Genomic DNA, 12193 nt, shown 5'->3' on the forward strand with positions numbered 1-12193 from the left:
GCGTGTGCTTTTTTAGGCAGAGGCTATTTCCCTGCAAAATTATACCAAGCTGTTCACAATCAGGGCAACAGCAGGTACCTTAGACAAGTTATTGAAACTTCCTTTGGTAGTTATTTTGCGTTAGGCTATATTTAACATGGTGCACGACTTATATCTTTTGAGACAAAAAATAGGCGACTATTTGTTTAATTTTGAATAGGTAGTCGCCTTTATTTTTTGAAAATAAAGGAAATTATTGCTGAAGTGCATCCAAGGCGAATAAAAAAAATTTAGATAGAGAAACTAAAAAAAGTGATTTATCACTATATTAGAAAAGAGGTGTGTTTCTATGAATCAATCAAATTGTGATTTTTCACCAATGAAACAAACAGTAAAAGAGGAACTTAGTCAAGTCATCATGTCGTTACAGCAAAGTATAGAGGCAATGGATACAGAAGCAAATTGTCTTCTTGGAAATTTTGAGAAAATCAAAGAGAAATTTATAACGATTGAAATGCGGGCTGCAACATTTTATTTAAATTGTTATTTGTCTCCGTTTACTGAAAAATATCCAGAGCTATCAAATTGCGTCCAGAATATGTCGATGAGAAGGCATGGTGGATTAATTGTGATACAGAGAGAAGATTCACTTGATCCTTTCTTAAAACCTGGTATTCATATTGGAGCAGAAATAACGCATTCGTTATTAGAATCTATTTTTTTCCCAGGAAGTCCACTGCATGATGGAGCTGTATTAGTTAATCATAATAAAATTGTTTCAGCAGCAAATGTTCTGCCTCTTTCAGATATCTATACGGGCGAAAAAAAACTAGGTACAAGACATCGAGCTGCAATAGGCTTAAGTGAACGGAGCGATGCGCTGATAATGGTTGTGTCTGAGGAAACGGGAAGAATTTCATTTGCTTTTAAAGGGAATCTACATCCAATTACGACGCATGGTATTCTATAGACTGAAAATATCTCAAATTCGAGATATTTTTCTTGCGAACTTATCACTTGCGTGGTAAAGTGATGGTACAGTCCAAAGAGGGGAGGACAAAGTGATGCAAAAACACACACTAGGATCACTTACCTGGTTGCGTATGATGCGCTTTACAAATCAAAGTAACCAGCTATCGAATGACTTTTTAAAGCGTTTTGATTTAACAACCGCCCAATTCGATGTGTTAATACAAATCAAGACATATGCACCATTAACGCAATCACAGTTAGCTGAGAAAGTTACGGTCACACAAGGTGGGATGTCTCGTATGCTTGCTCGACTTGAAAAGGATGGTCTGATTGAGCGTAAGCAAAATTGGAAGACAAAAACGATTTCGCTAACGGTCAAAGGTGAGCAGATGATTGATGCAGCGACACCAAGTCAGCTTCACTTTCAATCCTCATTTTTCGAAGATGTATTATCAGAAGAAGAAATAAAATCATTGTATTCACTCATGTCCAAACTAGAAAAACACAGTCGAGAAAAAAAATTACCACGTGTGTGATTTTTTTTACGCTATCACTTGCTTAATCAAGTGAAGAAAATGGAGGAAGTAAAAATGCGCAAATTAAGCGGGCATCATCATATATCTATGCTAACAAAAAACGGCAAACGTAATAATGATTTTTATACAAAAATCCTTGGCTTACGTCGTGTGAAAAAAACAGTCAACCAGGATTCACCGTCTATGTACCACTTATTTTATGGAGATTTAACAGGAGCCGCTGGTACTGAATTAACCTTTTTTGAGATGCCTGTTGCTGGACGTACAGTACGTGGTACGAATGCGATTACGCGCATTGGTCTTTTGGTGCCAAGCTATGACAGTCTCGTGTTTTGGAAAAATCGTTTTGAGCTTTTAGAGGTTCAACATAGTGAGATTATGACCTATGCGGGCAAAGATGCGTTGTATTTTGAGGATCATGAAGGCTTGCGAATGGTGCTATTAAATCATCACAATCAAGAAACGCCAGCTGATTGGCAAGTATGGGAAAGTTCAGAAATTCCTGTGGAACACCGTATTTTAGGAATGGGCACAGTAGAAATTACAGTCCGTTATTTAAGTCGTACCGTGAAGTTATTACAAGAACTTTTTCACTATACAGTTGTCACGGAAAATGACAAAGAAGCTCGCCTGCAGTCCATTGAAGGAGAAACACTAGGCGAGGTTATTGTGAAGGAACTGGAGGGACCAAGTGAAAAACCTGGTCGTGGAAGTATTCACCACTTAGCTTTACGTGTAGAGACAGTGGAGGAACTTCAACAATGGGATGTATTAATTAAAGCTCGTGGATTAGAGAGCACAGGCGTTGTGGACCGTTATTATTTCCAAAGTCTTTATTTTAGAGATCGGAACGGCATTCTATTTGAAATGGCTACAGATGGCCCTGGGTTTACCGTGGATTCTCCTGTAGAAGATCTTGGAAAAGGGCTTGATTTGCCGCCATTTTTGGAAGAAAAACGAGCTGAAATTGAAGCAATTTTAGAACCATTAGAGTAAAGGGGAGAACAATAATGGAAAAATATCGTATAAACCAATCAAAAGGAATTGAATTTGGATTGTATTCGTTAGGGGATCACATACCAAATCCTTTAACAGGTGAACGAATATCTGCACAGCAACGTCTTCAAGAGCTAATCGAAGCAAGTCAGTTAGCAGAGCAAGCAGGTATTGATGTATTTGGCGTTGGTGAAAGTCACCAATCGTATTTTACAACACAGGCACATACTGTCGTTTTAGGTGCGATTGCACATGCAACGACGACAATTAAATTAGCAAGCTCGGCTACGGTGCTGAGTGTATCTGACCCTGTACGGGTATATGAGGATTTTGCGACGCTTGATTTAATTTCTAATGGACGTGCAGAAATTGTTGCTGGGCGAGGTTCTCGTGTGGGTGCCTACCATTTACTTGGCGTCGATCTCCAGGCTTATGAAGAAATTTTTGAGGAAAAGTTGGAATTACTGAAAAAAATTAATGACGAAGAGCTTGTCACTTGGGAAGGGCAATACCGAGCTCCACTTCGTAATGCTCAAATTTTGCCACAGCCGAAAGATGGCTCGCTACCAATTTGGCGTGCGGTAGGCGGACCACCTGCCAGTGCCATTAAAGCAGGCTATATGGGTATTCCGATGATGTTAACGACATTAGGGGGACCCGCAGCTAACTTTAAGCCTTCTGTGGATGCCTATCGTGAGGCAGCTGAGAGAAGCGGTTTTGATGCAAAGGAATTACCAATCGCTACAACAAGCTTATTTTATGTAGCTGAAACAACAAAAGATGCCTTACAAGGGATGTATCCACATCTAAATGGAGGCTTCCAGGCAATTCGTGGCAGTGGGTATCCAAAGCAGCAATTTGCCCAGGCGCCAGATACACGTGATGCACTTATGGTTGGTAGTAAGGAGCAAATTATTGAAAAAATACTCTATCAATATGAGTTATATGGCATGCAACGTTTTATGGCCCAAATTGATTTTGGTGGTGTACCTTATGATAAAATTATGAAAAACATCGAAATCATTGGCAATGATATATTACCAGAAATTAAAAAATATACAGCGAAATAAGGAGCGAGAAACATGAAAATCGTAGCACTAGCTGGTTCAATTGTTGGCTCTAAAACAAAAATTGCCATCAGTAAAATGGTTGAAATGCTTCAAGAAAAATACCCAAAGCATGAGGTTATCGTACTCGATCTCGCTGAATATAAAATAGAATTTAGTGATGGTCGCAATTACTTTGAATACGAGGGTGATACAAAGCATGTGGCAGAAACCATTATGGCTGCTGATGCACTGATTATCGGCACACCAACTTTCCAAGCTTCTATTCCAGCAACATTAAAAAATATTTTCGACTTACTACCTGTAAATGCCTTTCGTGATAAAGTTGTGAGTACGGTCGTGACAGCTGGCACGTCCAAGCATTATTTAATGGTAGAACAGCAATTAAAACCGATTCTCGCTTATATGAAAGCCCATATCGTACCGACATACGTCTTTATAGAAGAAAAGGATTTTTTACGGAAAGAAATTGTCAATGATGACGTTCTTTTCCGTTTAGAGCGTTTAGCTGAGGATACTGTTATGGTAGCCGAAGCTTTCGCGGAAATTCGTGCGAAAAAAGATGTGGAGTATGACTTCTAGAGATGAAAAGGTATGAGAAAAGAAGGTCGAATAAGAGAAAATATTTTATTACAAGATGGTTGGCGTGACTCTCTTATTTACAGTATTTTAGAACAAGAATGGATTGGTAAATAAAGTGAAAAGACGGTCACATGTAGTGAAAAAATCACATGTGACCGTCTCGTACGTTTTTAAATAAAAAAATGGCTATTGAATTACCAACCTCTTACATACTGCACGGGTGGTGTCGCTTCTTCACCTAACTCTTTCGCAGCATGTAGTGGCCAATAGGGTTCTCGTAAGAGTACTCGACCTAAGAAAATCAAGTCAGCACGATTATTTTGTAAAATTTCTTCTGCTTGAATAGCGGTTGTAATTAGACCAACTGCACTTGTTGGCATATCAGCGCCTTGCTTAATCCGTTCAGCATGTGACACTTGATAACCGGGGAAGACGTGGATGCGGGCCTGGACAACGCCACCTGTAGAGACATCGACTAAATCGACATTCTGTGATTTCATCCAGCGACTGAATACGATAAAATCTTCCATTGTCGTGCCGTCTTCTGCATAGTCTTCAGCAGAAACACGAACGAGCAACGGGCCATCCCAAACACTACGAATGGCATCGATGACTTGGCGCAGTAAACGATAGCGATTCTCCTGTGAGCCTCCGTATGCATCGCTGCGTTTATTTGCTGCTGGGGATAAAAATTCACTAATTAAATAGCCGTGCGCCCCATGAATCTCAAGTGCATCAAAACCGGCTTTACTCGCACGAATGGCTGCTTGTTTAAAGGCTTCTATTACATATTCGATATCCTCTATCGTCATTTCAGTCGGTGTTTTATAAGCATCACTATACGCAACGGCAGATGGTGCAAATATTTCTCCTTCAACTGTTGCTTTACGTCCAGCATGAGCAAGCTGTATGGCAGTCTTTGCCCCGTATGCCTTCATGCCGTCTACAAGCTGTGTTAAGCCTGCGATATGTGAATCATCCCAAATGCCAAGATCTTTGTTTGAAATACGCCCTTCTGGTACTACACCAGTAGCTTCCACGACGATTAAGCCTACTTGGCCAGCTGCGCGTGTGGCGTAATGCACAACATGGAACGGTGTCACTAAACCATCGTCCTGAGCAGAATACATACACATCGGTGCCATGACGATACGATTTTTTAAAGAAATAGTTTGTAATTGATATGGTTCGAATAATTTAGTCAATGTAAATCCCTCCCAATTCCTAGTCGTTAACTCTATTTTGCATGGATTACGTGCTTTTTGCAAGTGCGCGAGATCGGGCTTCCGCTTCTTTAATACATGCTGTGATCGCTTCATTAAATTGGTATTGTTCAAGAGCTTTTATGCCGGCTTCAGTTGTACCACCTGGGCTTGTTACTTTTCTTCGAAGTACGTCAGGCTCATCAACAGATTGCTTTAACATTTCAGCAGTACCAGCAAGCGTTTGCGTCATAAGTAATCTTACTGTATCTTTGGTAAGTCCAACCTCTGTACCAACACGTTCAAAGGCCTCCATTAAGTAATAAATATAAGCAGGCCCACTACCAGAAAGTGCAGTAACGGCATGAAGCTGGTCTTCTTCGACTTCAATGACGGAACCGACTGCCTCTAATAATTGTAGGAACATGGTGCGATGCTCAATAGAAACTTTACCATTAAACGCAATGCCGCTTGCTGACATCCCAATCGTTGCAGAAGTATTAGGCATGACACGTGCTACTGGTCGCAATCCTAAATTTTCTGTTATAGTGTTTATGGCAATACCAGCTAAAATGGACAGAATAGCGGTGTGTTTGGAAATTTTAGGTAGCAGCTCTTGCATGGCAGCGATAGCATCCTTTGGTTTCATCGCTAAAATGATTAAATCCGCTTGCCTATAAATGGCGTCATCCATCCTATAGTTCACACCGTATGTGCTGTGTAAAAATTGTAGACGTTCTTTATCTGAGCGATTGGTGACGTAAATTTCTTGCGCTGTGAATACCTTCTGCTTAATCCAGCCTTGCATTAATGCTTCTGCCATCGAGCCTGCACCAATAAATAGTATTTTTTTCATAAGAAAAACCTCCAGTTCAAAATAAAAAGCGCTCTCGTCCTTACATAGAAGGACGAAAACGCTGTCGTTTCCGCGGTACCACCTTTGTTTGCCAATTGGCACAACTCTTAGCCCTTTTATCGCAAGGGGGACGGTTATGTTGTCATAACTGCTCAGAAGTAGGTTCGGTAATGGGAGTGGGTGATGTTACTTGCAGCGAATGTAACACTCTCTAAAACTCCTTCACCAATTACGTACTTGGTTTCCTCAATGCATATATATAATTAGATTATTCAAAATTATATTGATAATACGTCAACCTGTCAACAGAAGGGTGACGAAAGGAAGAAAAACTTGTAAAATAGAATGAATTGGTATTCATTAGTAGCATTAAAGGGGGAACAGCTTTGTCTATATACAAAATTGAAATACCAACACCCTATGAAGTAGGCGATGTTAATGCATTTGTTGTCAAAGGGGATGCACTAACGATTTTTGATGTTGGACCAAAAACAATGGAAGCATATGATGCTCTAAAATGGGGGGTTCGGGCAGCCGGTTTTCAGTTGCAGGATATCGAACAGGTTGTGTTAACCCACCACCATCCGGATCATGCAGGTTGGGTGGATGCGTTTCCATATGCAGAGATTTTAGGGCATGCATATAACGATAAATGGCTACGTCATGATGAAGAATTTTTACAGTATCATGAACAGTTTTATAGTGAGTGTTTGTTTGAACATGGCGTCCCTCACGAATATATTCAGCCTAGTGTCCATGTACGTCGTGAATTAGAACTAGTAGGCGAACGACCATTGACACAAATTTTAAATGACGGTGATGAAGTTCCTGGACATCCTGGTTTACAGGCGTTTGAAACATTAGGTCATGCACAAAGTCATTTAATTTTTTGGGATGAAAAATCACATCATGTCATAGGTGGGGATCTTTTGCTTGAAAAGATTACACCCAATCCACTAATTGAACCACCATTAGATCGTTCTTTAGGTCGCACGAAATCGTTACTACAATATAATGCTTCACTTGAAATTTTACGCCAATTGCCCGTGAAAACAATGTATACAGGGCATGGTGCGGATTTAGAAGATATTCCACATCTAATCGATAAGCGACTTGAACGCCAACATCAGCAATCGATGAAGGTTTGTGAGTTGCTCGGTGATGATCAGTTAACAGTGGTACAAATGACACAACGATTATATCCATCGATTTTTCAGCGTATGCTTGGTCTAACGCTTTCTAAAACGCTTGGTCATTTAGACTACTTAGAGGCAATAAACCTTGTGACGTCTATGAAAAATGATGAAGGTGTCTATCTGTTTAAGCGAAAGTAGGTTTATACATGAAAATGAATAAAAAGACAATCTTTGTTACGGGGGCGACTAGTGGCGTAGGTTTGAAAATTACTGAATTATTAGTTGCTCAAGGTCACGTGGTCTATGCCACAGGTCGCAATGCAGTAGCGTTAAAAGCGCTGGAAAGATTAGGCGCACATGTTATTCAGGCTGACTTAACAACACTAACAGCAATTGACAAAGTATGTGCTCAGTTACCTACTCTTGATGTAGCCATACTTTCTGCGGGGGTTGGCAAGTTTGGCATTGCGCCAGCATTATCGGATGAAGCGATTACGCAAATGGTTGAGCTCAATGTCAGTGTACCGATTTACTTAGCAAAACGTTTAGCAGCGCCTATGATAGATCGTGAGCAGGGCCAGCTTATTTTTATCGGTTCACAGGCAGGAAAGGTAGCAACACCAAAGGCAAGTGTTTACGCAGCAACAAAGCATGCTATTGTTGGTTTTACAAACGGCCTACGTATGGAACTGGCACCATTTAATGTCAAGATTACTGCGATTCACCCTGGTCCGATTGATACACCCTTTTTGGATAAGGTAAATGATGAAAGTGGTTATCGAGCGTCTTTAGGTAGATTTTTACTAACACCTGAAGAAGTTGCACAAGCTACGATCAAAACAATTGAGCGTCCAGTACGTGAAGTTAATTTACCGCGTATTATGGGGTTATCGAGTAAGTTATATGCTTTAGCGCCTGCTACGATTGAATTTTTAGGTAAGCCATTTTTTAATAAGAAATAACCTTTATAGAGAAGCCATTTCAAATGATTTTTTGAAACGGCTTCTCTTTTTTAGCAGGAGGTTTTTTTATATTGTATACATTCGTCTTGTTAGGAATTAATCGTTTTTTCGAGTGAAAATATTTACTGTACGAATAGTAGCTAAAAATAAGTAATAACTGACTTTTATGATTAAACGTAAAAGTCTATTTTTTTATAAAAATACACTTGTTTTTATTTTTATAACATGATACTATTCGTGTATAAACTTTTAAGTGGATGTATAAACATACATATCCTATAGAGCAATTGGAGGCGCATTTTTTCATGGTAAATAAAAAAGTAGTATTAGCATACTCAGGCGGTCTTGATACTTCAGTAGCAATTCCGTGGTTAAAAGAGCAAGGTTGGGACGTTATCGCAGTTTGTCTTGACGTTGGTGAGGGAAAAGATCTTGAATTCATTAAAAACAAAGCGCTTCAAGTAGGCGCAGTTGAATCATATATGGTAGATGCAAAGGACGAATTCGCTGAAAATTATGCACTAGTATCTTTACAAGCGCATACTTGGTATGAACAAAAATATCCACTAGTATCAGCTCTTTCTCGTCCACTTATTTCTAAAAAATTAGTGGAAATCGCAAACCAAGTGGGCGCGGATGCAGTTGCTCACGGTTGCACAGGTAAAGGGAATGACCAAGTTCGTTTCGAAGTTTCAATTAAAGCTTTAGATCCAGATTTAGAGGTTTTAGCACCTGTTCGTGAATGGGGATGGAGCCGTGACGAGGAAATCGAATATGCAGCGAAACACAATGTACCTATTCCTGCTACACTAGATTCACCATTCTCAATCGACCAAAACCTATGGGGCCGTGCAAATGAAGCGGGCGTAATGGAAGATCCTTGGGTAGCACCACCAGAAGAGGCTTATGGTTTAACAGTTCCTGTAGAAAAAGCACCAGACGAAGCAGAATACGTAGAAATCGAATTCGTAGCTGGTAAACCTGTTGCTCTAAACGGCAAAGAAATGAAACTTGCTGATTTAATTCAAGAATTAAATGCAGTAGCTGGCGCACACGGTGTTGGTCGTATCGATCACGTAGAAAACCGTTTAGTTGGTATTAAATCTCGTGAAGTTTACGAAATTCCAGGTGCAAAAGTACTGTTAACTGCTCATAAAGAGCTTGAAGATTTAACACTTGTAAAAGAATTAGCACATTTTAAACCAGTAATTGAGAAAAAATTATCTGAATTAATCTATGATGGTCTATGGTTCTCTCCATTACGTGATGCACTTGAAGCATTCTTAAAAGAGTCACAACAATATGTCAATGGTACTGTTCGAGTGAAACTTTATAAAGGTCACGCAATCGTTGAGGGACGTAAATCTCCAAACTCTTTATACAATGAAAAGCTTGCAACTTACTCAAAAGAAGATGCATTCAACCATGCTTCAGCAGTTGGTTTCATCGAATTATGGGGCTTACCAACAGTTGTAAACTCTTCAGTAAATAAAAAATAGTCAAGAAGAGCACAAGCACCTGTTTGGTCCCATACGCTGCTTGCGGCCCGAAGCGAATAGTAACGTTTCACCACTGTTGCTTGAGGGAGCAGATCGTGACGCGAGGGGATGGGTGCTGGAGCTAGGCACAAAGAAAACCTAGGTGTAGTGTAGCATTCGCGCTGTACTGCACCTTTTCGATAAGTAATTAAGGAAAAGGTGAGCTGTTATGACAAAACTTTGGGGCGGACGTTTCCAAAAATCAGCAGAAGCATGGGTTGATGAGTTCGGCGCATCTATCGGCTTTGACCAACAACTTGTAATGGAAGATTTAGAAGGTAGTGTGGCACACGTGACAATGCTTGGTGCAACTGGAATTTTACCGGCAGCTGACGTTGAGGTCATTCTTGGTGGCCTTGCACAATTACAAGAGAAGGCAATCGCTGGTGAGCTTGAATTTAGCGTTGCGAATGAAGACATCCATTTAAACTTGGAGAAAATGCTGATTGATTTAATCGGCCCTGTTGGTGGGAAACTGCATACAGGTCGTAGCCGTAATGACCAAGTGGCAACAGATATGCATATTTTCTTAAAGAAACGTGTACAGGAAGCAATTGGCTTAATCGAAACGTTCCAAAAAACGCTACTAGAAAAGGCACAAGAGCATGTTGAAACAATTGCGCCTGGCTACACGCACTTACAGCGTGCACAACCCATTTCGTTTGCCCATCATTTAATGGCCTACTTTTGGATGCTTGAGCGCGATAAACAACGCTTTACTGAATCTGTAAAACGCATTGATATTCTACCTTTAGGTGCTGGAGCGATGGCTGGGACAACTTTCCCAATCGATCGTCTTAAATCAGCGGAACTACTTGGCTTTTCGCAAGTTTATGCAAATTCAATGGATGCAGTAAGCGATCGTGATTTTATCGTTGAATTTTTAAGTAATTCTTCATTACTCATGGCACATTTATCGCGTTTTGCTGAAGAGATTATTCTTTGGTCAACAGATGAATTCAAATTTATCGAGCTAGATGATGCATTTTCAACAGGCTCATCGATTATGCCACAAAAGAAAAATCCTGATATGGCGGAGTTAATTCGTGGAAAAACAGGTCGTGTTTACGGTAACTTAATGGGCTTATTAACAGTTTTAAAAGGTACACCGTTAACGTACAACAAAGATATGCAGGAAGACAAAGAAGGTATGTTCGATACCGTACATACAATTCTTGGCTCATTGAAAATTTTTGAAGGTATGGTACGCACGATGACTGTCAACACAGAGCGTCTGCACAAGGCAGTGCACGCTGACTTCTCCAATGCAACGGAACTTGCAGATTACCTGGCAACAAAAGGAATGCCATTCCGTGAAGCACATGAAGTAACTGGCAAACTAGTCTTTACTTGTATTCAAAAGGGCATCTATTTATTAGATTTACCGATTGAAGACATGAAAAAAGAAAGCGAGCTCATCGAAGCGGATATTTATGATGTATTAGCACCTGAAGCGGCTGTTCGCCGTCGACATTCATTAGGTGGTACAGGCTTTGAGCAAGTAAAAATCCAAATTGAAAAAGCCAAAGAGTGCCTGGCACACACACAATTTACACACAATTCATAATGCGTGCATGTCTTCGTGACTTTTGCATAGAACTTCATTAAAGCTGTCCAGTGAGGCACTATGAACAAACCATTTCCTTTTTCGCAGGAACCAGAGGGTGAAACGAAAAAGAGCACCTTACATATGTGAAGGACAATCCCCAATTCTGGAGACGCGGAATTGGGGTTTTTGTATAAAAATATAGGATATTTTTAAAAATGGGAGGGATTTTAATTGACTGAACGTTTTACAAAGGGGTTAGAAACGATTAAACACTATGTCACTGAAGAGGAAGCTACGCGCATGGTAGAATCAGATGCACTCGCTGATATAGCGCCGGATTTACGTAAGATGATCATTGAGTTTGCCTATGGTGACGTCTATTCACGACCAGGACTAGATGCAAAAAGTCGCGCGCTTGTCGTGATAACAACGGTTGTAACACAAGGCGCTGCACCACAAACAAAAACACATATTACACGAGGCTTGCATGCAGGTCTAACACCAAGAGAGATTGTAGAAGCTCTGTTGCAATTAGTGCCATATATTGGCTTTCCACGTGTGCAAAATGCACTAACGGTGGCACAACAAGTTTTTCAAGAAAAGCAACTCAAGGTAAAATAATGGCACGAGGCATAAAACTTCTTGCTGTTTATAATAGAGAATTTCGCAAAAAACACAGGGATAACTCGCTAAAGTTTTATGATATAAAAATTTAACAATTATTTGAATCAATTTCATAATACGTATTTTTAAAAAATCATAGACGTGCAGAATATTGAATGATTTCTTAAAAAAACGAATGAAATACCTTATGATGC

Annotated in this window: 12 protein-coding genes; 10 read left to right on the plus strand and 2 right to left on the minus strand. The window is 40.0% G+C overall.

Translation table 11 applies throughout. The features are described from left to right. The first annotated feature begins 328 nt into the window (after positions 1–328). The 5 genes from cdaS (at position 329) to ACQKII_RS21505 (ending at position 4132) form a co-directional block, all read left to right on the plus strand. Positions 329–949, plus strand: a complete 621-nt coding sequence (gene cdaS, locus ACQKII_RS21485; RefSeq protein ID WP_427462492.1) for a sporulation-specific diadenylate cyclase CdaS — start codon at positions 329–331, stop codon at positions 947–949. A gap of 94 nt (positions 950–1043) precedes the next feature. After that, positions 1044–1487: a MarR family winged helix-turn-helix transcriptional regulator gene (locus ACQKII_RS21490; protein WP_427462493.1), complete on the plus strand. Its 444-nt coding sequence runs from the start codon at positions 1044–1046 to the stop codon at positions 1485–1487. 54 nt (positions 1488–1541) lie between these two features. Next, positions 1542–2483, plus strand: a complete 942-nt coding sequence (locus ACQKII_RS21495) for a ring-cleaving dioxygenase (RefSeq protein WP_427462494.1) — start codon at positions 1542–1544, stop codon at positions 2481–2483. A gap of 14 nt (positions 2484–2497) precedes the next feature. Then, positions 2498–3553 (plus strand): LLM class flavin-dependent oxidoreductase, encoded by a 1056-nt coding sequence (locus ACQKII_RS21500; protein ID WP_427462495.1) that lies wholly within the window; start codon positions 2498–2500, stop codon positions 3551–3553. 12 nt (positions 3554–3565) lie between these two features. Next, the gene (locus ACQKII_RS21505; RefSeq protein ID WP_427462496.1) at positions 3566–4132 is read left to right on the plus strand and encodes an NADPH-dependent FMN reductase; all 567 of its coding nucleotides are present in this window, start codon (positions 3566–3568) and stop codon (positions 4130–4132) included. A 194-nt stretch (positions 4133–4326) separates the two neighbouring features. Here ACQKII_RS21505 and namA read toward each other — a convergent pair whose 3' ends face one another. Both namA and proC read right to left on the minus strand, forming a co-directional pair. Further along, entirely contained in the window at positions 4327–5337 is a 1011-nt protein-coding gene (gene namA, locus ACQKII_RS21510) for an NADPH dehydrogenase NamA (protein WP_427462497.1), read from the minus strand. 46 nt (positions 5338–5383) lie between these two features. Next, the gene (proC, locus tag ACQKII_RS21515) at positions 5384–6190 is read right to left on the minus strand and encodes a pyrroline-5-carboxylate reductase (RefSeq protein WP_427462498.1); all 807 of its coding nucleotides are present in this window, start codon (positions 6188–6190) and stop codon (positions 5384–5386) included. A gap of 386 nt (positions 6191–6576) precedes the next feature. Here proC and ACQKII_RS21520 point away from each other — a divergent pair, with 386 nt between their 5' ends. The 5 genes from ACQKII_RS21520 to ACQKII_RS21540 all read left to right on the plus strand — a co-directional run bounded on the left by ACQKII_RS21520 (position 6577) and on the right by ACQKII_RS21540 (position 11996). Continuing rightward, positions 6577–7524 (plus strand): MBL fold metallo-hydrolase, encoded by a 948-nt coding sequence (locus ACQKII_RS21520; RefSeq protein ID WP_427462499.1) that lies wholly within the window; start codon positions 6577–6579, stop codon positions 7522–7524. Positions 7525–7532: 8 nt separating this feature from the next. Continuing rightward, a complete protein-coding gene (locus ACQKII_RS21525; protein WP_427462500.1) occupies positions 7533–8288 on the plus strand; it encodes an SDR family NAD(P)-dependent oxidoreductase in 756 nt (251 codons plus the stop codon). A gap of 305 nt (positions 8289–8593) precedes the next feature. After that, the gene (locus ACQKII_RS21530) at positions 8594–9787 is read left to right on the plus strand and encodes an argininosuccinate synthase (RefSeq protein WP_427462501.1); all 1194 of its coding nucleotides are present in this window, start codon (positions 8594–8596) and stop codon (positions 9785–9787) included. 208 nt (positions 9788–9995) lie between these two features. Beyond that, the gene (argH, locus tag ACQKII_RS21535) at positions 9996–11393 is read left to right on the plus strand and encodes an argininosuccinate lyase (protein ID WP_427462502.1); all 1398 of its coding nucleotides are present in this window, start codon (positions 9996–9998) and stop codon (positions 11391–11393) included. 213 nt (positions 11394–11606) lie between these two features. Continuing rightward, a complete protein-coding gene (locus tag ACQKII_RS21540; RefSeq protein WP_427462503.1) occupies positions 11607–11996 on the plus strand; it encodes a carboxymuconolactone decarboxylase family protein in 390 nt (129 codons plus the stop codon). The last annotated feature ends 197 nt before the right edge of the window (positions 11997–12193 follow it).

Origin of the sequence: Lysinibacillus sp. NPDC048646 (assembly GCF_050272295.1) — a bacterium.
Classification (GTDB): Bacteria; Bacillota; Bacilli; order Bacillales_A; family Planococcaceae; genus Lysinibacillus.

Excerpts from the sequence above, each read along its gene's own strand:
- ACQKII_RS21490 (WP_427462493.1), top strand. The coding sequence starts at position 1,044 with ATGCAAAAACACACACTAGGATCACTTACCTGGTTGCGTATGATGCGC.
- argH (WP_427462502.1), top strand. The coding sequence starts at position 9,996 with ATGACAAAACTTTGGGGCGGACGTTTCCAAAAATCAGCAGAAGCATGG.
- ACQKII_RS21505 (WP_427462496.1), top strand. The coding sequence starts at position 3,566 with ATGAAAATCGTAGCACTAGCTGGTTCAATTGTTGGCTCTAAAACAAAA.
- proC (WP_427462498.1), bottom strand. The coding sequence starts at position 6,190 with ATGAAAAAAATACTATTTATTGGTGCAGGCTCGATGGCAGAAGCATTA.
- ACQKII_RS21530 (WP_427462501.1), top strand. The coding sequence starts at position 8,594 with ATGGTAAATAAAAAAGTAGTATTAGCATACTCAGGCGGTCTTGATACT.
- ACQKII_RS21500 (WP_427462495.1), top strand. The coding sequence starts at position 2,498 with ATGGAAAAATATCGTATAAACCAATCAAAAGGAATTGAATTTGGATTG.
- ACQKII_RS21525 (WP_427462500.1), top strand. The coding sequence starts at position 7,533 with ATGAAAATGAATAAAAAGACAATCTTTGTTACGGGGGCGACTAGTGGC.
- cdaS (WP_427462492.1), top strand. The coding sequence starts at position 329 with ATGAATCAATCAAATTGTGATTTTTCACCAATGAAACAAACAGTAAAA.
- ACQKII_RS21495 (WP_427462494.1), top strand. The coding sequence starts at position 1,542 with ATGCGCAAATTAAGCGGGCATCATCATATATCTATGCTAACAAAAAAC.